The sequence below is a fragment of the Mucilaginibacter sp. P1_A3 genome (assembly GCF_056406855.1).
Genome location: NZ_JBFTZJ010000009.1, coordinates 249151 through 274124, shown reverse-complemented (window position 1 = coordinate 274124; position 24974 = coordinate 249151). Strand labels below are relative to the sequence as shown.

Genomic DNA, 24974 nt, shown 5'->3' with positions numbered 1-24974 from the left:
CAGTAGCTAACAAATTAAATTGCAGCTGATTATAGCCTGATTTTAATCCCTCCGTTAATAACAAAACCATCCAGAGGGGCATATATATCCTTAAATACCGGGCTGGTGATACTGCCGGTATAAATGGTATCAAATTTGGTTTGCCGGGTATCGGTCAGGTTCTCAAAATTGACGAACAGGGAAAAGCGGTCCCAGATCTTTTCGGCCATCAGACCGGTAGTCCAGTAAGCCCTGCCGGTAGTGCCGTCATTTAAACGTTGCGGGCTAAAATAGTAAGCCTCCAATCCTATCTTTAACTTATCCTCTATCTCATAAACCAGTACGTTATTCAACCTGTGTTTGGATACTAAAGGATATACAGAGATGTTCTCATCTGTATGCTGCATTACATCCGCCAGCGTATAACCTATAAAAAGCTTAAAATCGGCATAGGTTAACTTTACATTGGTTTCAAGTCCCTTTGTATTCAGCTCGCCACGAGGCTGCTGGTATTGGAGATTACCATTGGGCAGTGATGCAAGCAGGATAGGTTTCTCTATCCGGGTATAAAAAAACAATTGATTAATGCTAAAGCTTACCTTATCATCAAATAAACCGGTACGGTAAGTAAAATCATAGTTTGCGCCGTATGATCGTTCGGCTGTGGTATTTTTAACATCAATAGGCAACACATTTCTAAACTGGATACGTTCGGCGTCCTCGGTAAATACAGTAGGCGCTTTATAACCCAAGCCACCGCCTAAACGGGTTGAAAAATGCGAATTAAGCTTCAACAATGCCGATATGCGTGGCAGGATAAAAAAGCCATACCGATTGTGATAGTCGCCGCGTAAACCGCTTTCAATTGTCAGCTTTTGTGTGGCATTCCAGGTGTTTTGTACAAAACCACCAATGGTATTGTAGTTATAACTTCTCAGCGGAAAAGCATTGTTTTTATCCTCAGCAAAGTTTTCTGACAGGTAGTTTAATCCTGCAACCCAATCAGATTTTTCGCTTGTACGGGAGTAAGTTGCTTCACTATAAGTTGAAAACTGCACCCCTGAAAAACGATAATCAGGCAGGTTAATAGCCCTGTCGAAATAACTTACACTGTTCTTGAATACCAGTTTTTCCTTGTCATTCAAAGTATGGTCGAGCTCTGCCTGTGTGCTGTATCTGCCCGTTTTATTTTTTTCAAAATAGCTGTGCTGTGCGTTACCATTGCCTTCAATATAATGAAGATCGCCACCGATACGGTTCTCTATGGTGCTATTGATGCCTGTTATCAGGGTGGTTTTATCGTTTAGGTAAAAGAATAATTTAGGATTTAGGGTAAACCTGTTATACTTTGGGATGGCCGTTAGATCGATATGGGCAGGATCATAAGCCGTACCATGATTATACGCTGCAAATACGGTGGCCCCCATTTTTTTAAACTTTTGCGAATAGAAACCACTGGCATCCAAACCCAATGCCGAAGTACCGTTTAAAAGGAAATTTAATTGCCTTTGATCGGTGGGTGTTTTGGATACTAAATTAACCAGGCCCGCTATAGCGCCGCCACCATACAGGGTTGATGATGATCCTTTGATAACTTCAACCTGTTTCAGATCAAGCGGTGCTATTTGCAGTAAGCCCAAGCCGCCAGAAAAGCCGGAGTAAAGCGGGAACCCATCCCTTATAATTTGGGTGTACTTACCATCAAGTCCCTGGATGCGAATACTGGAATTATTACTGGTTGCCGATGTTTGCTGTGTTTGAATCCCTGTACTTTCGGCAAGCATCATGCGGATATCGCCCGGCTTCATATTGGCTTTTTCATCCAGTTCCTCTCCCGAAATCACCTCCACCCGGGTAGGAATATTGGCAATAGTACGACTGCTGCGGGTAGACGAAACGGTAACTTCGCCCAACTCCTCGCCATCTCCCTTGCCTTTAGCCTGAAGCAAAATTATCATAGGAGAAGATTGTTGAACCGGAAACGTTAAGGTGTCCGTCCTGGTATCATACCCAATATAACTAAAGCGAATAATTTGTTTACCGGCGGGTATGTTTGTTAAGGTAATTAAACCTGCGGCATCGGTGGTAGCCCCTTTATTGATCCCCTGTATTAATGCCGTTGCACCAATCAGGGTTTCGTTTGTTTTGGCATCTTTAATAATTGCTTTAAACGTATCCTGGGCATACGCCATAGCGGTATATAAAAGTGCCGTAAAAAGCACTATGATTTTTTTCATGAATATGGAAATTAGTTATGTAGAAGCTAAAAGCAGAATGCACAAAGCTTAAAGCTAATAGAATATAAAATTGGCCAGCTGCATAGCTGTATGGTGGGGTTGTATTAACTTATCTGCGGGGGTTGCCATATTGCCTGGGCAACATCTTCGGTATATGGTTGATTATAAGCAATAACATGCTTAACGGGTATTTGGGGCAATAAAAACAAGGTGTGATCAACAGCTTTGGTAACGGTAAACCCGGTACATGAGCCACATGCAAAAAATGGAGAACACCCCTGGCAATCTTTCTCTTTAGGTGATGATTTAGCCGGGGCATTTTGCGTAACGGTATTTTTGATGCCACAATCATTATCGGCACAACATGGCTTTGCAGTAAGCAGCAGCACAACCAGGGCAGATATGTAGCATAGGAATTTCATTGGGGCAAATGTAAGAGATTTAGCGTAAAATCTTTATAGGCGATAGATTAACGCCAATTAAACAAAAAGCATTGCGAAACCCGGGCATTTTTTGTCAGTCCTCCTTCAATAGTTCAATGGCTTCCTGGTATTGTTTTATTAAACCCGGTGCCCTATCCACCGCCCAGGCGTGGTAATTATCTTTTATCAGCATCAATGTGGTATGCGTATTTACCGCTTTGCGCGATTGCGGATCAAACATCACTTTGGCTACTTCATCTTCTACCTTCATTATTCTGCTTTGTTCGTCATAAATGCGGGTAAGCAAAGCGGCTTGCTTAAAACTGATCTTCGAAAGGATATTATGGCTCTTGGCCACATCCCATGCTACGTTATCCAGATACCGGTACAAAACCCCGGCCGGGGCAATGTAATTTAGGTGAAATTCATCGTTAGTTACAATCCTGGCCTGCCATTTAGGATCGGCCAAAGCCGAATCGATAGATTTTAAAACCTTTTGGTCATAGGCATACTGCTCAATGGTAAACTGCTTATTCTTAACCAGCTCGGCCCTGATGTTGCTTACCAGTTCTCTTGTCTCGCTCTTTTCATGCCGGCTGTTGATAAACTCGGTAAAAACTAATCCCAAAAACACACTGAACACAATCAGCAACGATTCGCCTACGTATTCTTTCCAATCCCTTAGGGTATAGATCTCCAGCTTTTCGCCGTCGTGCCGGGGAGCGATTTTGTTTTTAGGGTGCTGAGGCATAAGGTTTTATTTAGTGGATACAAGATAAGAAAAAAATAAAAGCCGCAAGCTCGACTTTACGGTTTATCAAAGCCTACAACTCAACTATTTACATTATATTAGGCCTAGAAGATATACGACGCTTACTTGTATTGGCATCGAACTTCATACAACTGTAATATACAATAAACACAGTCTATTATCATACCCCCAGAAAGTTCATGCAACACCCCACGTGCACTAAAGAAATAGCAGAAGCAGCCAACCGTTGTTTCGAGTGGGAAGTGTATCATTTTTTGCATACGTGGGTCCAGAACCATGAGGATAAAAAGCTGCTTCAATTTGATCAGCCGTTGGATGAGTATTTGGCAAATGACGCGTTGCGGGATTTCTTTTTGAATACGCGTCACCCAATTCAGCAATTGTTAAAAAATCGTTCCATCGCCTGCCATTTAGGTCGACGTGCGAGGGGTGTTTACTTTGACCCAATTAGCGGAGATCCCTTATTGGCTTTCACAGAGCAACGGATCTATAACCTTGCCCGCAGGATGGATAGTGAGCGAATGCATGTTCCATTCCGCTCTGTTCATCCTAACAAGCAGACCGAAGCAGGCGATACTGCGGAGATCAGCACCTACCCCACCGGATCAGAAGAAATTCGCTATAATAGCGGCAATCATTTTACCAGCCGGCCAGCGAACGGGAACGTATTTGATGAACACAGTAAGCACTGCACGGCAAAATCAGCAGGCAATCTACATGTGCTCTTCAAACGTGGATTTTTGGAAGAGCGCTTACACGATGTAAAAGCGCTTACAGCCGAAATGCATGAGGCAGGTGAAACCCAGCCTCAATTCTTTGTGATCTTCAGCAGACATTCGCTGATAGAGGGTCATTTTGGCTCATCCCTGGTGATCATGGACCCCGCAAATCCCGACTTCCCCCGGCGCGTGATGGTTTGTGATACCTTACTCAAAGAACTGCCGCACCACCCACGCTGGTGGCATCACTTTATTGCAGAATATTCGAATGTATTTGGTGATGCCATAGCAGAAATAGTTGAAGATCTTTCGCACCCGCTACAGAAGGTAAATATTAAAGGCGATAACCCGTATCGACATGATTGGGACTGCCCTTATTACGCCACAAGCATGGCAGCCGCTTTGGCCGACCTGGTTAAAAATAACCCGGAACTGATGTTAAATGGAAGCGTTCATGACATCCATAACGCTATGAAGGCTATCATGCAGGATTACTATCAACCAGATCATGAAATTAAAACAAGGCCGGAAATTCAACAGGCTAACCGGTTAAAGCGCTGGAAAAGCGGACGGGAAGTGATTAAGGATTTGGTGGTGGAGATTAGTCGGAAATCATCTTATGAATTGTAGGTAGTTTGTTATAACATATTAGCCTGTGGTCTGTGTTTTCAGGCTAACCATTTCCCAAGGGCGTAGCCCTGAAACATTTTGTAACAACGGGTTTCAACCCGTTGAAAAAGCAAACGAGGGATAGAGAGAACCGTAGGTTCGGCGCGTATACATGGGTCCTTCCTATGGAACTATTGGCTTGTGATATTCCTGGTCAACGGGTTAAAACCCGTTGCTAATATATTGGCCGTCCGCTATGCGGACTGTGAAAAGGTTTGGTCATGAAGATCATCATCACTCATAAATTACTCCACAAAAAAGCCCCCAACTTACGCTGGGGGCTTCAATATTATTGTCCGCCTTTCCTGGCTTCCTGCATCGGGTTGGTGCCCGATGTGGCGCCGCGTGGCAGGGTTTGTTGTTTAAACAGTTCAAACCTTGATGGGGCGTATTCTCTTGGCCAGCTGTTGTTGGCTTCGTCAATATCGGCCGTTTGGCGGTATGGGTCAAGCTTAATGGATTTTACCTCTTTGGTTTTGGCAAATACCTTGCTCACCTTAAATTCGTTTTTACGCCAGATGTAAGCCGGGATATTATCTATCTCCGTGGTGCCATCGGCATAAGTCCACTCAATGATTATCGGGCTTACCAGGCCACCTTTATTGCTGAAGGTAAGCTCGTAAAAATAGCTTTTGCTATCGTATAGCTTCTTTTCATCAGGAGTTAAGGCGCTGTACATATCCTGGTAGCTTTTGGTGGTCATTGGTGTTGCCGCGAAACGATCCCATTTGCTGTAAAAATCCTGCAATGAAGTATCAGCCTCTACCGCAAAGCGGGTTCCTGCTGCTTTATTGCGGGTGGTGCTGATGTTTTCCAGGTTACGATCAAACTGGGCACGGTCAACCGAGCCTTCAACAGCCGGGTTTTTGGTATTTAAACGGTAGTATTTTACGCTATCCAATGAAACATCTACTGGCTCGGTTCCGAAGAACCATCCGCGCCAGAACCAGTCCAGGTCAACCGCCGAGGCATCTTCCATGGTGCGGAACAAGTCCTCTGGCGTTGGGTGTTTAAAGGCCCAGCGTTTGGCGTAAGTCTTAAAAGCATAATCAAACAACTCGCGACCCATTACGGTTTCGCGCAATACATTTAACGCGGTGGCCGGTTTGGCATAAGCGTTAGGACCAAACATGATAATGTTTTCTGAGTTGGTCATGATAGGCTCCAGCTGATTCTTCGGCATTTTCATGTAATCCACAATCTTGTAAGCCGGTCCGCGCGATGATGGAAATTTAGGGTCCCACTCCTGCTCGGTCAAGTACTGTACAAAGGTGTTCAGGCCTTCATCCATCCAGGTCCACTGGCGCTCGTCAGAGTTAACGATCATCGGGAAAAAGTTATGACCAACCTCGTGGATAATTACACCAATCATCCCGTTCTTGGTAGCTTCGCTATAAGTACCATCTTTTTCGGCCCTGCCAAAGTTAAAGCAGATCATCGGGTACTCCATACCGTTTGCCGCCTCTACCGAAATAGCAACAGGGTAAGGATAAGGGATGGTATGTTTTGAATACGTACGGATAGTATGCGCAACAACCTTGCTTGAATATTTACGGTAAAGCGGGTAAGCTTCCGGACCGTAGTACGACATCGCCATTACTTTTCTACCACCTTCAATTTGGGTGCTCATGGCATCCCAAACAATCCGGCGTGATGATACCCAGGCAAAATCGCGCACGTTTTCGGCATGAAAAGCCCACGTTTTGCGGGCGGTTGCATGGCCTTTCATGGTGTTTTTTACTTCATCCAAATTTACCACTTCAACCGGTGAGGTCGCAGACTGTGCCGCGTTCCAGCGTTTAAACTGGGCCGGAGTTAGCGTTTGCGCATAGTTGGAGCATTGGCCGGTACCACCTACCACATGATCTGCAGGAACGTTAATGTTCACTTTAAAATCGCCAAAGTTTAAAGCAAACTCACCGCTGCCCATAAACTGTTTATTTTGCCATCCCTGGAAATCGCTATAAACAGCCATCCTTGGGTACCATTGCGTCATGGTATACAGGTAATTATTATCCTCGGGGAAATACTCGTAACCACCACGACCGCCTATGGTCATCCTGTCGGATATATTGTACCACCAGTTAACCTTAAACTTAAATTTTGCGCCCGGCGCCAGGGTTGCAGGCAGCTCAATGCGCATCATGGTTTCGTTAATGGTATAGGTAAGCGTGCCACCGTTTGCATCTTTTACGCTTTCAATATGGTTACCCAAATCAAGGTTATGGCCCATTACGCCCTGTAACTGGCGCATGCTCATTTTACCCTGCATTTTGCTCTCGCTGGTGGTAGTGCCTTCAGCATCTTTTTTATGTTGATTTTCATCAAGCTGCAACCAAAGGTAAGTTAGTGCATCGGGCGAGTTGTTGGTATAAGTGATGGTTTCTGATCCATCCAAACGCTGCTTATCATCGTTAAGGGTAGCGTTGATCTCATAATCAGCCTTTTGCTGCCAATAGTGAGGACCAGGAGCGCCTGATGCAGACCGATAGCCATTTGGCGTGTTAAGCATAGTACCCAATTGCTCAAAACGGTTACCGTGGTTTGAGCCGGGGTTGTTGTCATGTTGCGCCCAGGAAGCCGAGGCTAATAAGAGGCAGGAAAATAAAGCCGGGTAAAATTTATTCATCTGTATTTAATTAGAAAAAAACGTTCAACGCACATTATAAAAGCAATTCCAAATATAGCCGACGACAGGAACATCGTCCAGTCGCGCTGTGGTGTTTTGGCAAATTTGATTAACAAATAAGAGATAAGTAACGCAGATATTACAATTAAAACCTGCCCAAACTCCAACCCAAGGTTAAAAGCGAACAGCTGGGCGGTAATATTACTGCTGCTGCCCAGCAAACTTTTAAGATAGTTGGAGAAGCCCATACCGTGGATGAGCCCAAAAAAAAGCGCCAGGGAGTAGTTAAGCCGCATGGTATTTGCCGTGCGCTTTTTATTGAGCACATTAACCAAACTGGTAAAAACTATGGTAACGGGAATTAAAAATTCAATAAGCGAAGTATTGATATGGATAACATTTAACACACTTAAAGCCAGCGTTATAGAGTGCCCGATAGTGAAGGCGGTAACCAGTACCAGCACCTTGCGCCAGTCGGCCAGCAGGTAGGTACCGCAAAGCACGGTAACAAATAAAATATGGTCGTACCCCTCCCAGTTACAGATGTGTTGCCATCCTAACTGGAAGTATAATGAAAAGTCAGTCATTGAGTTAATTCGCAATTGCCAATAAAAATAACGTTTTTTGCTGAAAATAAAACACCAGGGCGATACCATGTTGCAGTTGATCATCATAAGCTGGCTTAGCTTTTTCCACCCATTTTTTGTAAGTGTTACCGAAATTAACCACAACGCCAAAAACCAAAGCGTTGAAGTAAGCTGTCGCATTTTTTATGACGACCTGGAACGCACCCTCGAAAAACAATACAAAAGCCCGATTGATATTGTACACCCGAAGGACAACGCCAAAATGAACCAGCAGCTTAACGATTACATTAAAAAGCACCTGGCCATTAAAACCGATGGCAAAGCACTCAACTTAAGCTATGTTGGCTACGAGATACAGGAAGATGCCGCCTGGATATATTTTGAAGTAAAAGGCATCAGCAAGGTAAAAAAAGTGGAAATCCATGATGATATCCTTTTTGCCGAACACCCCGAACAAATCAATATGCTGCACGTAACCGTTGGCGGCCAGCGCAAAAGTACCAAGCTGGATAACCCGGAGAGTGATGCGGAATTTGAATTTTAAATTGGATGTGATCCGGATGTGCAGATTTCAGATTTCAAATGTGCAGATGATGGTTGGATTGATTTAGTATGATAAAACCTGTTTGTCATGCTGAACGCAGTGAAGCATCTATTCGCAAACTGTACAGAGCGAAGAGGCATGGATGAGAGTAGATCCTTCGCTATCGCTCAAGGATGACAAAAAGGGATAATATTCACCTCAGTCGCATCATGAACACCCAAGCCCACCTATCCTACTTTATCCTCTTCAAGTCATGTTTCCCTTCATCGGCATACAAAACCAGCTTAGCCTTGCCTGTTGTATCGGGTAAAAATTCAAGTTCGTATGGAAGATCTTTCAGGAAAAATCTTGTTTCCGATTGTGCGTAAAGTTCCCGCTTTGTTTCTCCGGTGGCCCTTACATAAAGATGTCCATCTTCCGTAAATATGGTTAAAACACGTTGTGGAGCCAATTCAAATTCGCCGGTATAGGTTTGCAACCGATCGGTAGGCAGTGCTATTACTTTTTTAACGTTGATCTTAAAAATGCCTTTAAAATCATAAACTTTCGCCACGCTATTTGTCACTTCTGCAAGCAGCTGATCATTGTCGCCATTAACCATTACTATTACACCATTACCGCCTTCCACGCTGGCTGTATAATTGCTATGGAATCCTGCATCTACTCCCGGATGACTAAAATATGTTATACCATCCTGTTTATTAATAAACACGCCAAGGCCGGGAAAGCCTCCAATATAAGGGGTGAGCATTAATTTTGCCGTGGCCTGTTTTAGTACCTTTGTTGATTTACCCGCATAAGCAAGCTGTATTTCTATAACGTATTTTGCCAGATCGGTAGGGTTTGTCCATAAACCGGCGGCCGCTTGTTCGGGATAGACATGAAATTTGCCAGGGAGGGGGTTGCCGGCCATATTATAAGCATTGGCAAGCAACGCCGGATTTACATCCACAGGCGGCTGGGCAAAGGTGCTGCTTTTCATGCCCAGTGGCATAAGCACTTCGTTCTTCATATATTCGGCATAGTTGCGATGTGTTATATCCATCACCATCAGTTGCGAAATAATAGTCCCCCCGCCCGAATATTGAAACCGGAGCCCCGGTTCGAACATCGAATGTACACGCGGGGAATTGGCGGGCTTCTCGCCATTAAGTACCTGCACTATAGTTGGCAGCGGTTTTCCTGGCAGATACCCCCCAAAGCCCTGTAAATTTAAGCCGGCACTATGGCTCAACAGGTTGGCCATGGTTATCCTTTTGCCCTTTGATAAACTATCGTACGGAAATTTCCAATCGGTTAAATAAGCGTTGATATCAGCATATAGATCCAGCTTTTTATCCTGTACCAGTTTAAGTATCCCTACTGCGTTTAATGATTTGCTGATAGATCCAGCCTGGAAAAGCGTTTGCGTAGTTACCGGAGTTTTGGAGCTATCGTTAGCGAAGCCGTATCCCTTAGCCCAAACTACACGGTAATTTTGAATAACCGCGATGCTTAAACCCGGCACTTTATAGTAAGCCATCCGTTCCTGGATAGTCCAGGGTGCCTCGCCTTCTATTTGTGTGGTTCCAAACAACCCGTTCTCCACCTGTTTTATTTTTTCTTTGGCACTGTTTTGAGCAGAAACGCTTAATTGCGCTAATAATAACAAGGGCAAAGCAAATAATCTGGAAGTTTTCATATAGTAAATAAGGTTTTATTTTAGTTAGACAGACAAACAAGATCGCTGTTTTAGATTCAAATTTAGAATTAAATTCCGAAATAAAAATTAAAACAAAATTAAATTTTATAAAAAATCAAAAAACAGCGCAACACACAGGAAAAGTTTTGATTTGTTAATTGCCCTTACATATGGGGTATTGAAAAAAGTTCCTTATGATCGGAGGGAAACTTTCATTGCAGATAACATTTAGGATGTGCAGATTTTAGATTTCAAATGTGCAGATGATGTTTGGATGAAAAAGACGCATCAAAACCCATAGTCGTGCCGAATTTATTTCGGCATCCCACAGAACGGGTAGTAGACTGTGCATATGAGGTGTATGCTGAGATTGATCGGCTTAGTCTCAACATAATTTGCGTAGATAATTTAGCGTAGGTTTTGTGTGTTGGTTTTGAGCAGTGGCGGACCTGTGCTGGTTTCAATATATCCTTCAATAAAACACAAGGCCCCTACTCTACAAGTAGCTCGTTAACCCCTAGTGTTTATAATATCTTGACCGTTTATCGTCATGATAGTTTTATGCTCATTACGTTGCTCGTCAAGATAACTTATCTCCAGCTGCAATCCATCTAAGGCAATGGGAATGCGATTTGCCAACAGCGCATCTGCTTCCACGTAATTGCCTTCTATTCGAGAGTTAAATTCTGCAGATATTTCTATTTTATCAATTGGTAACAGATTATTGATCTTAGGTAATTTCGCTAATTTTGAAAATGTAATATTTGTTAACGGGTTTATACGGATATTAAAAACAGGTTGAGTGGAATTATTATAAATCAATAGTGAAAATTCCCAATCAAGCTTCCAATAAATAATCGGAGAGTTAGCAAACCCAATAATCATTACAGCATTGCCAAATTCGTCAAGTTCCGTTGGGTTTTTATAGCTATAGCCTTCATTGCAACGGCCACTACTATTATAACGTAAATCAGCTTCCAGAAATGGAGCTGTTGTTTTTATAGTTGTAAACTCAGTAGGCGAAGACCGATTAAAACCATTAATCTTCTCATACATTTCTAGTTCCGCATCAGCTTTCCATTTTTTTAAAAAGGGTACCGGGTACGTTACAAAGTCCTTGTCAATTAGATCCGCACAGTTACTGCAAAGCCAAATACCGTTTTCAATATTAGTTCTTTGACCTGGCCTTAAATTCTTGTCAAAGCGCGGTCCACCCTCGGATGCGGCGGTAATATGTGCGGCTTCACCGATTTTTGTTGATTTTTCGACATTATTATTGGGGCCGACCGTATGTATTCGACAATTGTGGTTGCTGCATAAATAACCTACCCGTTCGGCCAGTATACGAGCTGTACTTACGGAAAAATTATCTCTTGCCATTTTAGTACATCAAATTCTTTACTTACGTTAGAATTATTATAATAATAATTTATTGTGAAACCTCTCCAATGATTACTTCCCTATTAATCGATCTAATTCTTGGGTCTTCTCATCAACATAGTCGGGTTTATCTTCATGCTGCTCTAACAGTTTAATAAATTGAATATTGATTGATTCTATTGCATCTAAAATATTATTGGCTTCTGCTTGCAAATCTAATTTGGGGTTAAATAATTGAATATTCCCTTTTGGATCAATCATAAGTAAACATTCAAAAGATTCAATAAGACTGACCGATCTATCGCCGACAACAATTGGAGACGGTATAGGCATAACAGGTTGTGTGCCTTCCTGAGTGAATAATAAATTTTCAATCAGTTCTTTTTTTCTAAAATCACTAAAAGTTCCACCCGCTGGAAGTTTAAAAACAGCTGTAATTATTCTAGTCTTCTGCTCTTGCGCCTCTATTACGTCTTCAATTGTTTGTTTCGGCAAAACTTGAGTTTTAAAATTCTCCCCAGGTCGGTTTCTTCTGTAATCACGTTCAAAACCTCTATTATACGAACTCACACTTAATGATATATCCTTATTTTCTAAAATTTTGAAAATGGGATCAAATATTTTCTTCCTTGTTTCTGGATCAGGGAATCGTTCCACAATTATTCCGGCGTCTTCCTGACTTGAAAAATCGACGTCGAGTACATCATTTTTATACCCCTCGATTAAATCATTTTGCCACTCTTCTATGTGTTTGTTTTCAGATTTAAAAACCAAAGTGTCAATTGCTAATGAAACATTAAAACTACTGTAACTTGAATCAGTTACCCTGGGAGATGCTTTTTGTTTAAGTTGATTAATTGTTTTATTTAACCTCGCCCTATCTATTATAACATCTTTAAGTTTTGAGGTCGCCGTATAATCAATATAACTATCTATCGATTTGGTAATAGCAATAAGGAAACTACCCGCTTCCTTTGTTGAGACTGTATGATCATGAACCTTATCCGTTGGCTCGAGCTTAAATACATATGATCTCTCCCTAAGTTTTTCTATATAGCTATAGTCCTTTAAATAATGATCATAAAATAATGGCAGCCCAAGCGTGTAAAAGCTTCTTTCATCAGGTAAATACTCTTCAGGTAAACTATAGGCATTAAGCATTAAAACATTTACGTTTACTTCATTAGCATCCTGATCTACTAAAAAAACAAAAGACGAATCAAGTTGAGTTATTAATTTTCTTAATGATATGCCTCCGGATAAGTAATTATAAAGGTCCTTTTTAGTGCTTTTGACAATCAATGATCGGTTTAGTTTTGAATCATAATCTACCCAATAATATAAGTAATCATTATCATGTTCGTCTTTAAAATGAGATAATAAAGGACCATCAACATATAATATATCTTGAACCTTCACTAAATCTTTGTAAGGAAGTGACTCAATTTTATAACCTGCCGGTTTAATCATCTTATAGTTGACTATATATTGTAAAGTTATTTATCCAATTTAAATTAGGAGATTCGAAAAACTCGAAATGTTGAGTTATTGGATTTGTATCTGTTATTAATCCACATCCCGCATCGATAGTGCCTTGAGCAATGTGAGTATATCCTAATTTTTGTTGAAGGTTGGGAGATAAGGAATAGAAAGCATTTTCTGAAGCTTGAATTGATGTATGGAACGATAGACTACAGTTTCCACATTTAACATATTCATTCATTGCCCTTGACTGAGCTCCTCTTCTCTGATTGTATAAGTGATTTGGCAGGAAATTCAAGTCGTTTTCTACAGGCTGAACTACCCATCTTACCGCTTCAAGTCTATCATTAACTTTACAATTATTTGGAGGGCATGTAATTGCGAGGTATTGGCTATCAATCAGGTTTTTATATTTTAGCTCCATGGTTTAGGTTAGTATCAATCTTTTAACAATTATAAAGATAATTTAATTAAGTGATGATTATTATTATCGTAATAGTCAATTCCGTCCCCCTCACGAACAATGGATGAAATCCCCCCCGCGTAAGGGATAGCAACGAATACCGGCCTTCGCGCCTAATGCCTGAAGCCGTATAAGTGAATAGCCCGACCCGACCCAAGGAGGGTTACGCCATAATTACTCCGCTTTCAAATTCCTCACCGGATTAGCAATTGCAGCTTTAACAGATTGGAAACTGATGGTAACCAACGCAATAAACATAGCAGCCATGCCCGAGGAGATAAAGATCCATGCGGGGATGTTGATGCGGTAGGCAAAGTTTTGCAGCCAGTTGTGCATGAGCCACCAGGACGCCGGCGACGTAATGAGCAGGGCAATGAGGATGAGTTTGATAAAATCTTTAGATAGCAGGAGGCTGATATTAATTACCGATGCGCCCAGGATTTTACGTACGCTGATCTCCTTTTTGCGCTGGGCAATGTTATAAGCCGACAGACCTAATAACCCAAGGCATGAGATCACGATAGCCACAATGGCGAAGCAGATAAACAATTTGCCAAAACGTTCCTGGGCTATATATTGCTGGTTGTAGGCATCATCAGCAAAAAAATACACTAAGGGAACGTCCGGGAGTATTTTTCGCCAGGTGGATTCCAGTTTATTGACGGTCGACCTTACATCAGTTGATGTGATATCAACAGTAATATTGGTTAAATGACTGGAATCAACCCTTACCGTTAAGGGCTGAACGGTTTCTAAAAAAGAATGGTTATGAAAATCCCTGATCACACCCACAATCTCGCCGGTGTGGTTGAGCTGTTTAAAGTGTTTGCCAATGGCATCTTCGGGCCTTTTAAAGCCCAGGCTTTTTAACATGGCCTGGTTAATGAGCATGGCCTTCATGGAATCGAGCGCTGTATTTTTTTGAAAATTACGCCCGGCAATAAGATCTATATGATACTGCTTCAGAAACACATCGTCGATAAAATAAACGTCGGGTCGTTGCTGTTGCTTTTCGCCTTACATTGGTAATGCTGCCGCTGGCCGATGCGCCTGTACGGTGCCCGCGTGGTTTGCCATATAAATAAACTTTTTTTAATGGCTCCAATGCCAATTTATACTTAAAGTCGGTTTGATTTATATTATCATTTATCAAAGCCGGAAACTTGGCCTGCAGGGCTGCCGCAGACGCGCCGGGCTTCAATAACAGATAGGTATAAAAGCCAAAGCGGGTCCAGTGGCCCTCCCAATCCTGATCTATTAAAGTAGCTACCGAGAAAATAACATCGACCCGCAGGTGCGAATTATAAGGGATATCCTTCATGATGCCGGTTACCCTGCATTTGGCCTTTCCGTTGATCAGCATGGTTTGCCCCATTGGGTCGGCATTGCCAAAGTATTTTTTTGCCGCGGTTTCGGAAAGTACCACATCGCAGGGGGCGTTAAATAAGTGCTTGATATCGCCTCGCAGCAGCGGCCATGAAAATATTTTAAAGGCGGATGAATCTGCATAGGCTACCTCTTCCTTTATGGCATTGTTGGGGTTGCTCTGCAAAATCATATCATCCATCATAATCCTGGCCATATCTTTTACTTCGGGGAAAACCGCCTTTATTTCGGGCCCCATGGGGGTTGATGTGCTTTCGTACTTGATGTCCGTTGATGTTTTTATGTCGGTTACCAGGCGGTAAATATTGTCGGCTTTTTGATTATAGGTATCGTGGTTTAATTCGAAATGAACATATAGCAGTGCAAAAAAACAAACGCAGATCCCGGTAGCCAGGCCAATGATATTGATCAAAGAAAAGATTTTGTTCTTCCACAGGTATCTTAACGTAGTTTTAAAGTAGTTTTTGATCATGGTTGATGTGTTTAGGTCGGGATGTTTATTAATAAGCCCTAAAATAGGGTTACAGATTGATATTTTGAAGTTTATAATGAACTTTCAATCTCAACTATCTTCATTGCTGTAGGTCACGAAGCAATCTCCGAACTATTTACGGCTATTTGGGTAACGGTAATGTTTAGTTGTAATGGACAACATTGGCCCGCTCAGTTGCCGCGGGAGGGCTGTTACTTTTGTCGCCACAAAAGTAACCAAAAGGGCTGTCAGCAGAAATGCTTCTTTGCGCTCGCGGCCTCTGCCCTGCAAAACGGACAAAACCTGGGCTGGAATTATTTTGCCCCCGAGCGCTTGGTCCCACGCACGTGCAAAAACTTCCTATGCCCTGCTGCCGCACAATCCCGCACTGTTTCGTCCGTTTTCGCCCGAAGCCATTCTGCTGGCGGTTTTGGGGACAATGAGGGCTTTGGGGTGTTAGCTAAAAGTTGACAAAACTCTGAAGTGGAAATGACGTAAACTAACCAAGGTTACGTCTCACCCGACATCGCTGCGCTCGTCACCCTCTCTTCAGCTTCGCTGGAAAGAGGGGATTTAATAAGTTACCTATGGAAAAACAACAAAATTTTTCGCCCCCTATTTCCACCGCAGGTGAAGAGAGGGGCAGACAAGCGCAGCGACGTCGGGGTGAGTCGTAGCCGCTATGCAGAGCCGTGCGTCCTGTCTAAACAAAACCGTCACAAGCACGAAGCAACTCTATACTATGCGGTTATTCGTACAGCAATTGGAGCACCGATCTGTGAAGACACAGATCGCGGGGTTAGGTTTGTCTTAACTCTTGATTCTTAATTCTTGATTCTTAATTCTTAACTCTTGATTCTTAACTCTTAATTCTTATTCCTTGACGTTATTCAATATTTTTTGTAACATCGCATAGTATCTCTGCATCTAAATAAAAAAGTTAAAACACAAAAGTCAGCCGGCGCAAACAATGACCAATAAAACTGCCATGCCGGCAAATCATCAAAAAATATCATGAAAAAAATATTTATAGCGCTTACAGGTTTGGTATTGCTGGTTTCTGCATGTAACCAAAACCCGCCACAGCAAAACAATGTAACTATTGAAAACAACACCACTGCCGGTTTTGATGTAAATAAGCTGGCGCAGTTCGTAAAAACCAGTACCGACCCACAAACACTGGAGAAAGCCATTAACAACCCCGCCAATCAGATCAACAACCTCGACCTTGATAAGGACGGTAATATTGATTACCTGAAAGTGCAGGAAGCCGATAACAACAAGCTTAATGTAATAGACGATGTGAGCAACTCGCAGGCGGTAACAGTGGCCAGCATAAATGTGCAACCTACCGGCAATAATAACTCGGCCAACCTTGATATACAGGGCAATCCAAGCTATGCAGGGTATAATAACTATTACCACTCCTCATTTGGCTTAACCGACTTTTTAATATTGAGTTACTTTTTGCGCCCGCATAGCTATTATGTGCCGATGTATCATTACGGATATTATCCATCATACTATACCCGCACCCGTACTTATACCACTTTCAGGCCAACTACTTCGTCGCACATGTCATCAAGAACAAGCAGCAGCAGGAGCAGTTTAAGTCAGCCGGTAAGGTCGCAAAGATCATTCGGTACACGCAGCAATTCGGGTACGGTAAGAAGCGGCGGTTTTGGAAGCAGGAGTTCTGGCAGTAGCTTTGGTAGCGGCAGAAGTTCAGGCAGCAGGTCGGGCTTTGGCCGTAGTCGTGGTGGCTTTGGTCGCAGGCGATAAGATATCAACGCGAAATTTTCATAAATTTTAAAAGTCACGGATTTCCTCAAATTCGTTCTAAACAATAGTTATGGCTATTCAATTAAGAAAAAACACAGTTTTATCAAACGATAATAGAAAAACATTTAAGGCAATCGTTATTTTAAACGAAATGATCAACGGCAGCCACCAGTTTAGTAACGGTGCTTCTGGTGATGATGCTGTACTGCAACCTTTATTTGCCGATCTGGTTGCTAATGGTTACATCATTAGCTCGGGTTCAAACTATAAAGTTAGCTCAAAGGGCCGCGGAGTGTTTGATACCTTTATGAAACGTTATACCGAATATTTGAAGGTTTATGACGTTTTCTCCTTTGTAGATCTTGAAAAGGGCGAGTTCGCTTTCGACAGTTATTTTGATTTTGATACCGATGATGCCTGGTTTGATTTTACCAACGACGACCGCTTTGACGACCTGCGCATTGCCGTGGCCATGTTTAAAAAGGCAGACCCGGCAGAAATTGTTTTTATGTCGTTCATCAACGAAAACAGGTTTGATACTACCGTAGCCGGCTGGCAAAATGCCCTTGTTGCTGATGACGCCTGGAACGAGATAGAAGAAATCTGCAACACCGCCATAAAACCCGACGATATTGGCAAAGACGCCATGGTAGATATGATAAACCAGGGATCGGAGCTGATGATCAGGCTGATGGAGGAAGAACAAAAACAAAACAATAATTCAAATAACGGCGGCGGAGGCACTACCACTACTACAACCGTTGTTGAAGAAGAAACAATAGAATATTACCAACCCTATTACGATCCTTATTACATATCACCAATATGGTTGGTGCCTTTGTTTATCTGGTAATTAGCGGTTCAGGTATTGGTTGCTAACCGGGGCGATTTGATCACGGAGTGTACCTATCTTTTAAATTTTATCAATAATTCAACCCGATTGTCCTTTCCGACGAGCCAGCTGGGAGTTGAGCGCCGGGGTGGGGAGAAATCTCCTACACCTTGTTCTAAACTATGTATTGCTGACTACCTGTTGCATAAGATTTGTAGCTGAAGAGATGGTTTCTCTTCAGCACTCCCCCTGCAAATAGCCGCACGGCTTTTGGTCCGCACGTAGCATAACAAATATGCAAATCCAACATCCTTCTTAATTACTGATTCCATTATCCCGACTCCCCTCTTTATCAACCCAATGTCATCTCTGCGCTACAAATTGACATATCGGGAAAAGTCGATATATCTTTGTGCCATGAATCAGTTAGAGATTTTTAAAGCACTATCAAACAAAACCCGGCTGCAGATTTTACAGTGGCTTAAGGAACCTGAAAAGAATTTCCCAAAACAGGAATCTGGTTTCGGGAACGGGGTTTGCGTTGGTCTAATTCAACAAAAGGCCGGGCTTACCCAATCTACCGTTTCGGAATATCTTTCGCTTATGCAGCGTACCGGGCTGGTTACCGCTACCCGTGTTGGCCAGTGGACCTATTACAAGCGTAATGAAGAAGCATTTGCCGCGCTGAGTAAACTGATTGAGTCTGAACTATAAAACAAACACTTAACAATAAACATATACCATGAGCATTAATAACACCTTGTTCAGGCCGTTTAGCCTGAAATCATTAAATATCAAAAACCGTATCGTGATGGCGCCTATGACCCGTTCATTTTCGCCAAACGGAGTGCCTACCGCCGATGTTGCCGCTTATTACCGCAAACGTGCCGAAGGTGAAGTTGGTTTAATTTTGTCTGAGGGCACCGTTATCGATCGTGTATCATCATCAAACGATGCCAACATTCCGCATTTTTATGGCGATAAGGCTTTGGCCGGCTGGCAAAATGTAATTAACGATGTACATACAGCCGGTGGTGCTATGGGGCCGCAGATCTGGCATATGGGTATCATGGATAACCACCGTTCGGGCTGGGTTCCATCACAGCCTTTTGAAGGACCATCGGGCCTAAACAGACCGGGGTTTAACAATGGTAATACCATGACCGATGCTGATATTGCCGATACCATTGCCGCGTTTGGCCGTGCAGCAGCCGACGCCAAAAGGTTAGGTTTTGATTGCGTGGAGATACATGGAGCCCATGGCTACCTTATCGACCAGTTTTTTTGGGATGCCACCAACCAGCGCACAGATATTTATGGCGGTAAAACATTAGCAGAACGCAGCCGCTTTGCAATTGAAGTTATTAAAGAGGTAAGAAAACAGGTTGGTGACGATTTTGCGGTGATTATACGTTTATCGCAATGGAAACCTGCTGACTATGATAACGTGCTGGCTAAAACACCGCAAGATCTGGAAAGCTGGTTAAACCCGATGGCCGATGCTGGAGTGGATATTTTTCATTGCTCGCAACGCCGTTTCTGGGAAACCCAATACGAGGGATCGGATCTGAACTTTGCCGGCTGGGCAAAAAAGGTAACCGGTAAGGCTACTATCACAGTTGGTTCGGTTGGGTTGGACGGAGAGTTCTTAGCCGCCTTTGCAGGTGCCAGCTCAAACCCAAGCTCATTAGATGAATTATTGCACCGTATGGACCGTGGCGATTTTGACCTGGTAGCAGTTGGTCGCCCCTTATTGGCCGATCCTCATTGGACACAAAAAATCCGCGAAGAACGTACAGATGAATTGAAAGGCTTTAGTAAAGAGGCCTTGATGGAGTTGGTGTAATATATATTAAAAGCTTTGTCATTGCGGAACATCTCAGGGGATAATGAAGGGGAAATGACGTTTTGAAAAGTTTGTCATCCTGAGTTGTGAAATCCAGGAACTCTGAAGGTGGAAATGACAAGCGGTGAAAGACTTACGAAGTTTTTAAAACTTCGTAAGTCTGGGATTCAACAACTTGTCATAGGTAGGAACGAAGGATCTATTCGCAGACTGTGCAGGGCGAAGAAGCATGGTGGAGAATAGATCCTTCACTACGTTCAGGATGACAAAAGTTTTTTTGCTAACACGTCATGGAAACGAGGCAATGCCTTTTTTTAATACGCCTACCCCTTATACTTCCCAAACATCTCCTCAATAGCTTTTTCCCTAAACGCAAAAATTTTGTTCACCTCTTTACCAACAAAAACCTTGTTGGTGATGGTACCTATAAAGCCATAGGGTATGGCGTAGTGTAATATATCATTCATTTGCACACCACCTTTTATCTCTTTAAAATGATGCTGGTGATGCCATAACGCGTAGGGCCCAAAGCGTTGTTCATCCACAAAGTATTGCTTATCGGCAACATGCGTAATTTCTGTCATCCAGTTCATTTTGATGCCCAGCAGAGGCGATATTTTGTAGGTAATGATCATGCCGGGGTACATTTTTGTATCCGCGGTATAATCAGATGTTACCACAAAGCTCATTTCGGGCGGAGTGATCTTAGCCAGGTTAAGTGGCGATGAAAAAAAATCCCAGGCCTCCTCCAGGGAAATAGGGATTTTTTGTTCGGTTTTTAAAACGTATGTTTTCACAAGCCAATATCAATTAATACAATATTGTTGTAAATATACATTTTTATCTTGTAGTTGTACCAATTGGCAGATCACGCCTTGACCACTCACTCCAGGAGCCAACATATAATTTGGGGCCGGTAATGCCGGCGTACTCCATACCCAAAAGGGTGTGGCATGCCGTAACGCCCGATCCGCAGTGAACAATGATATCCTCATGGGCTACATCGCCAATGGTTTCATCATAAATTTTACGCAGCGCCTCGGCCGGCAGGTATTTACCGTCAACATCCAGGTTGGTAATATAAGGCAGGTTATACGCACCGGGGATATGGCCGGCTATCAAATCAAGCGGCTCGGTTTGTCCTAAGTATCTTGGGGCTTCCCGCACATCTATCACAATCCTTTCCGGGTTATGCGCAGCTGTACCTACTTCCTCAATAACAACAGTGCCTGTATAACCGGCAAGTACCGGGTAAGGCGCCACCGCGTTTGGCGTGTACTCTTCGGTGCTTAACTCAATACCCGCATCTGTAGCAGCCTGCAATCCGCCGTTTAATACCTGTACATTTTGATGCCCAATGGCTTTCAGCATCCACCAGAAACGGGCACCTCCAAAGGCCGCAGCTTTATCATCATAAACAATCACATGGCTATCGGGGCTTATCCCCAATTTACCCAGAAGGGCTGCAAAATCATTAATATTGGGTAATGGGTGCCTACCCCCTATTGCGGCATTGGTAACAGGAGCTGCCAAATCCCTGTCCAGATCAACATAGGCAGCATTTTTGAGGTGACCGGCAAGGTAGCGGTCATGGGTATCTTTACCGGCGCGGGCGTCGATAAGTATGGTATTCGGGCCGGCCATAGCCGGATCGTTAATTTCAATTAGTGGCGACATAGTTATTTCGATCTGTAGTAAAGATCAAATATAAATACACCGCTTTTACTTTTGAGCTTTTTACTGCACTATTTTATTGGCGCAGTATGAGCTGGCAAAAGCCTCCGGTTTAGCCTTAAATACAAAACCCATACTTAAAATGTACCCCATAGCCTCGTGCAAAGCCTGGTTTGATTTAAACATTGGGTTGGTATTAATGTCGGCGTGTACTTCCAGTTCCACATCGTACAGGTCAAGCAAATCGCAAAGCTTGTAGGCAATGTCAATTGATTTTTGCACCTCGCTAAGCATACGCTCCTTGATGCTCATTTTTTGTGATGTACGCTCCTGGTGAATAAACATAAATGCACCACGCTGCTCCCGTACAAAAACAATAACTGTAGCAAAATCAGTTACGGTGCCTTTAACCTGCGAATCGGTTCCGATACATACTTTAAGTTTGTTGCCGAGGTTGGCTTCGCGTTCAATCGCCCTTTCTACCTCTTCCATAATGGGCGATTGGATTACCTCACCGCTGAATTTTCTCCAGGTCATAAAAATTGATTTTAGTTAATTTTAGCTGACCCATTTTATAGGTCTATAAAAATAAGCGATAAGGTTTCATATAAACGTAAACTACATATGATTTATTTGTTAACATTTAGCTGAATATCAACAAGATCGCGTTTTTTCATGACAATTTGAGGATTGAGTGGAATTTTTCCGATGTGCAGAACAAAGATGTGCAGATATGCAGATTACAGATGTGCGGATGGAGGACTAATATGCAGATTACAGGTGTGCAGACGGAGGATGATTGTGTAGATATACCTGCGGAAGCAAGGGCAGGGGCAATGTGCGATTCCTTCCTCGGGGAAGGGAAGGTAGGGGTTAAATCAGGCGTTCAAGTATGTCGCAGATGAATATCGGCAAAACCCCTCCCTGCCATTGCGCGCATTTCAGCCGCACCCCTCCCGTTGGGAGGGAATTAAAAAACCGGCTTACAAATCAGGCGCAAACATCTGGAATAAAAACGGTAAGCTCTTTAACCACCGCATATTACAGACACATTAAAACAGACCCATCAAAAAAAATCCTGTAAATCCTGCGCGATCCTTAAATCGTGTTTAATTCAACGCTGCCCTGATAGCGTTTTCGGCTTCCAGCACCAGGTCTTCCATGGGGCGGCCGGCAGGTTCAATTGGTGAAAGCACCTCCCAGGTCATCGGCGTAAAAGTATTGAGCGGATACTGTCCGTATTGGATCATTTTCCAGGAATCTTTTATGGCGATAGGTACCAGCAAAGCCTCGGGACATTTTTTAAGAATCGTAGCAATGCCGCCAACCTGGAAGGTTTTTACTGTACCGTCTGTTGAACGGGTACCCTCTGGGAATATCACCGCCGACCATTTATTCTCTTTCATTCGCTGGGCAAGCTTTACAATTTCGCTAATTGATTGCCTGCCATCTTTACGATCAATATTGGCGCCACCACCATGTTTCAGGTTAAAGGAGATGGACGGAATGCCTTTGGTAAGCTCAATTTTTGAAATAAATTTAGCGTGATATTTACGCAGATACCAGATGAGCGGTGGTATATCAAGCAGCCCCTGGTGATTGGCCAGGAAAATAATAGGTCGCCCAACCGGCAGATTTTGTTTGTTGATGAAGGTAACCGTGTTACCTAACACGTATACCGAGCGTAAAAGGAACAGGTTTAAAATATCCACCGACCTTTTATGTGCCGAATAACCGAAAAAACGAAGGCACACCCACTGGATAGGTTGAAATATAATAAGTATCAATAAAAACACTCCTGTTGCTATCGGAGTAAGAAAATAGCCTAAAAATTTTTTCATTCGACTGGCAAATTTAGGTTTATTTTGTAGAAACCGATGGTCTATATCCGGTTTTCTATAATCAGCAATTGCACTTTTAACACTGCGGCAACCGTCATCGCATCAGTGATTTCACCATCGCAAACCATTTGGTATACGCTGGCAAACGGTAGTTTTTTAATTATCAGCTGTTCGGTATCTTCCGGCTCGGCTTCAAACTGGGCCAGGTCGCGGGCTACATATATAATGCTCAGCTCATCACTTACCGAGTTACTGAGATGCAGGCGTTGAATTTCGGTCCACCGGTTGGCTTTCAGGCCTGTTTCTTCCAGCAGTTCGCGCTTTGCAGCATCCAGCGGATCGGTATGATCAAGGCCACCGCCTTCGGGCATTTCCCAACTATATTGGTTCAGCGCAAAACGATACTGCCCTACCAGGTAGGTATTTAGCTCATCATCAAGCGGTAAAATACCTATGGCCAGGTTTTTATAATGCACCTTGCCGTAAATGCCGGGATTACCGGATGGGTTTATTACCTGGTACTCGGTTAAATTTATCCAGGGGTTGTCATATATTACTTTTTCGGAGGTTATTTTCCAGGGGTTATCTTCGGGATGCAACATGGGGTTAAAATAGTAATATTTGCACAAAGGATGAAGGATAAAAAACAGGGAAATGGCCTAAAATTTTATACCCAAATAAACCGATTGATTTTAAACAAATAACCGCGGTTTAGAAAAAACTGCCGTAAAGTGAATATAAAATATAGCGATGAGCTTTAAACCTTGAGTGTTCGAAAGGTTAAAAGGAGCAGGAGGATGTGCGATTCCTTCCTCGGGGAAGGAGGAGGTAGGGGTTTGACCAGCCATTCACTGCCGCATTTCTCGTCGCTTTTAGAAATCCCTCCCTGCTTTTGCGCGCATTCCCAACCGCACCCCTCCCGTTGGGAGGGAATAAAAAAGCTTTCGAACACTTCTGGCTTTTAATCCATCGCTATATTTTTATTTACAAGTTTCAAAGAGATCAAGCCAATACTACTTTATATAAACAAAAGCAACGCTTTTATTCACTACCAGGCCGCTCATGTTTTGGCCTACATAAGTGATGGTATATTTGCCCGGTTTATCAATAGCGAACCCTTTCAACACATCAACCATGGATAAAATGCTGCCTTTCTGATTAACTTTTATATAACTACTTGCCGGTGGCGGCATTATCCTTTTGGCCATGGCCCCCCTGTAGTCAACTTCCTCCCCATTCTCGTCTTTAACTTCCAGGTATTTGCTCATCAAGGGCTCAAAAGGGGTATGCCATTTACAAAAATGCTGCGCACTATCGGCATGGTTAAAAACCGTAAATTTCAACAATACCGAATCGCCAACTTTAATGGTATCCCTGATCTGCATTTCGGCAACGAGGCCTTTTTCTACAGGTTTATCAGCATTTTGTTGTGTTGCGGAATCTGGCTTATGACTGGTGTTTTTGGATGTATTAACGCTGCAGGCAGAAATCACCATCATTGCTGCAGATAATATTAACATATAGTTTTTCATTCTGCAAAAGTATTCCTTTTATCAGCTTGAAACCGTCTTTGACCT

23 protein-coding genes are annotated in these 24974 nt (G+C 42.9%); 6 read left to right on the top strand and 17 right to left on the bottom strand.

Annotated elements, in window-relative coordinates:
* Window positions 1-29: 29 nt before the first annotated feature.
* The 3 genes from AC1D0K_RS20600 to AC1D0K_RS20590 form a co-directional block, all read right to left on the bottom strand.
* On the bottom strand, window positions 30-2216 hold the full coding sequence (locus AC1D0K_RS20600) for a TonB-dependent receptor (protein ID WP_477391575.1): 2187 nt from the start codon (window positions 2214-2216) through the stop codon (window positions 30-32).
* Between the two features lie 104 nt (window positions 2217-2320).
* Window positions 2321-2638, bottom strand: coding sequence for a DUF6660 family protein (locus AC1D0K_RS20595; RefSeq protein WP_477391576.1), 318 nt, complete (start codon window positions 2636-2638; stop codon window positions 2321-2323).
* A gap of 94 nt (window positions 2639-2732) precedes the next feature.
* The gene (locus tag AC1D0K_RS20590; RefSeq protein WP_477391577.1) at window positions 2733-3389 is read right to left on the bottom strand and encodes a hypothetical protein; all 657 of its coding nucleotides are present in this window, start codon (window positions 3387-3389) and stop codon (window positions 2733-2735) included.
* 200 nt (window positions 3390-3589) lie between these two features.
* Here AC1D0K_RS20590 and AC1D0K_RS20585 point away from each other — a divergent pair, with 200 nt between their 5' ends.
* A complete protein-coding gene (locus AC1D0K_RS20585) occupies window positions 3590-4759 on the top strand; it encodes a hypothetical protein (RefSeq protein WP_477391578.1) in 1170 nt (389 codons plus the stop codon).
* A 328-nt stretch (window positions 4760-5087) separates the two neighbouring features.
* Here AC1D0K_RS20585 and AC1D0K_RS20580 read toward each other — a convergent pair whose 3' ends face one another.
* Entirely contained in the window at window positions 5088-7427 is a 2340-nt protein-coding gene (locus tag AC1D0K_RS20580) for a M1 family metallopeptidase (RefSeq protein ID WP_477391579.1), read from the bottom strand.
* Window positions 7424-8014, bottom strand: coding sequence for a HupE/UreJ family protein (locus tag AC1D0K_RS20575; protein ID WP_295717780.1), 591 nt, complete (start codon window positions 8012-8014; stop codon window positions 7424-7426). The genes AC1D0K_RS20580 and AC1D0K_RS20575 overlap by 4 nt, the downstream gene beginning before the upstream one ends.
* Before the next feature lie 37 nt (window positions 8015-8051).
* On the opposite strand from AC1D0K_RS20575, the gene AC1D0K_RS20570 reads away from it, so the two are divergent.
* On the top strand, window positions 8052-8558 hold the full coding sequence (locus tag AC1D0K_RS20570) for a DUF6702 family protein (protein WP_477391580.1): 507 nt from the start codon (window positions 8052-8054) through the stop codon (window positions 8556-8558).
* Window positions 8559-8790: 232 nt separating this feature from the next.
* Here the strand turns inward: AC1D0K_RS20570 and AC1D0K_RS20565 are convergent, their stop codons facing one another.
* From AC1D0K_RS20565 to AC1D0K_RS20540, 6 genes are all read right to left on the bottom strand, one after another.
* Window positions 8791-10239 (bottom strand): serine hydrolase, encoded by a 1449-nt coding sequence (locus tag AC1D0K_RS20565; RefSeq protein WP_477391581.1) that lies wholly within the window; start codon window positions 10237-10239, stop codon window positions 8791-8793.
* Between the two features lie 510 nt (window positions 10240-10749).
* Entirely contained in the window at window positions 10750-11619 is an 870-nt protein-coding gene (locus tag AC1D0K_RS20560; RefSeq protein ID WP_477391582.1) for a hypothetical protein, read from the bottom strand.
* Window positions 11620-11691: 72 nt separating this feature from the next.
* Window positions 11692-13089 (bottom strand): hypothetical protein, encoded by a 1398-nt coding sequence (locus AC1D0K_RS20555; protein ID WP_477441340.1) that lies wholly within the window; start codon window positions 13087-13089, stop codon window positions 11692-11694.
* Window position 13090: 1 nt separating this feature from the next.
* Window positions 13091-13525, bottom strand: coding sequence for a hypothetical protein (locus tag AC1D0K_RS20550; RefSeq protein WP_477391232.1), 435 nt, complete (start codon window positions 13523-13525; stop codon window positions 13091-13093).
* Window positions 13526-13738: 213 nt separating this feature from the next.
* Window positions 13739-14536 (bottom strand): ABC transporter permease, encoded by a 798-nt coding sequence (locus AC1D0K_RS20545; RefSeq protein WP_477391234.1) that lies wholly within the window; start codon window positions 14534-14536, stop codon window positions 13739-13741.
* Window positions 14493-15422: an ABC transporter permease gene (locus tag AC1D0K_RS20540; RefSeq protein WP_477391236.1), complete on the bottom strand. Its 930-nt coding sequence runs from the start codon at window positions 15420-15422 to the stop codon at window positions 14493-14495. Before AC1D0K_RS20540 ends, AC1D0K_RS20545 begins: the two co-directional genes overlap by 44 nt.
* 1014 nt (window positions 15423-16436) lie before the next feature.
* On the opposite strand from AC1D0K_RS20540, the gene AC1D0K_RS20535 reads away from it, so the two are divergent.
* The 4 genes from AC1D0K_RS20535 to AC1D0K_RS20520 all read left to right on the top strand — a co-directional run bounded on the left by AC1D0K_RS20535 (window position 16437) and on the right by AC1D0K_RS20520 (window position 19882).
* Entirely contained in the window at window positions 16437-17204 is a 768-nt protein-coding gene (locus AC1D0K_RS20535) for a hypothetical protein (RefSeq protein ID WP_477391238.1), read from the top strand.
* 70 nt (window positions 17205-17274) lie between these two features.
* Window positions 17275-18057 (top strand): hypothetical protein, encoded by a 783-nt coding sequence (locus AC1D0K_RS20530; RefSeq protein ID WP_477391240.1) that lies wholly within the window; start codon window positions 17275-17277, stop codon window positions 18055-18057.
* 396 nt (window positions 18058-18453) lie between these two features.
* Window positions 18454-18750: an ArsR/SmtB family transcription factor gene (locus AC1D0K_RS20525; RefSeq protein ID WP_295717797.1), complete on the top strand. Its 297-nt coding sequence runs from the start codon at window positions 18454-18456 to the stop codon at window positions 18748-18750.
* A 28-nt stretch (window positions 18751-18778) separates the two neighbouring features.
* Window positions 18779-19882, top strand: a complete 1104-nt coding sequence (locus AC1D0K_RS20520) for an NADH:flavin oxidoreductase (RefSeq protein ID WP_477391242.1) — start codon at window positions 18779-18781, stop codon at window positions 19880-19882.
* A gap of 323 nt (window positions 19883-20205) precedes the next feature.
* Here AC1D0K_RS20520 and AC1D0K_RS20515 read toward each other — a convergent pair whose 3' ends face one another.
* The 6 genes from AC1D0K_RS20515 to AC1D0K_RS20490 form a co-directional block, all read right to left on the bottom strand.
* Window positions 20206-20679 carry an SRPBCC family protein gene (locus tag AC1D0K_RS20515; protein ID WP_295717802.1) on the bottom strand — a complete coding sequence of 158 codons (474 nt, stop codon included), beginning with the start codon at window positions 20677-20679 and terminating at the stop codon, window positions 20206-20208.
* Window positions 20680-20722: 43 nt separating this feature from the next.
* A complete protein-coding gene (locus AC1D0K_RS20510) occupies window positions 20723-21559 on the bottom strand; it encodes a sulfurtransferase (RefSeq protein WP_477391244.1) in 837 nt (278 codons plus the stop codon).
* Window positions 21560-21619: 60 nt separating this feature from the next.
* On the bottom strand, window positions 21620-22093 hold the full coding sequence (locus tag AC1D0K_RS20505; protein ID WP_295717807.1) for a ribonuclease H-like YkuK family protein: 474 nt from the start codon (window positions 22091-22093) through the stop codon (window positions 21620-21622).
* Window positions 22094-22665: 572 nt separating this feature from the next.
* Window positions 22666-23397, bottom strand: a complete 732-nt coding sequence (locus tag AC1D0K_RS20500) for a lysophospholipid acyltransferase family protein (RefSeq protein ID WP_477391246.1) — start codon at window positions 23395-23397, stop codon at window positions 22666-22668.
* Between the two features lie 41 nt (window positions 23398-23438).
* Window positions 23439-23999, bottom strand: a complete 561-nt coding sequence (locus AC1D0K_RS20495) for an NUDIX domain-containing protein (protein ID WP_477391248.1) — start codon at window positions 23997-23999, stop codon at window positions 23439-23441.
* A gap of 411 nt (window positions 24000-24410) precedes the next feature.
* The gene (locus AC1D0K_RS20490; protein ID WP_477391250.1) at window positions 24411-24917 is read right to left on the bottom strand and encodes a protease; all 507 of its coding nucleotides are present in this window, start codon (window positions 24915-24917) and stop codon (window positions 24411-24413) included.
* Window positions 24918-24974: the final 57 nt, after the last annotated feature.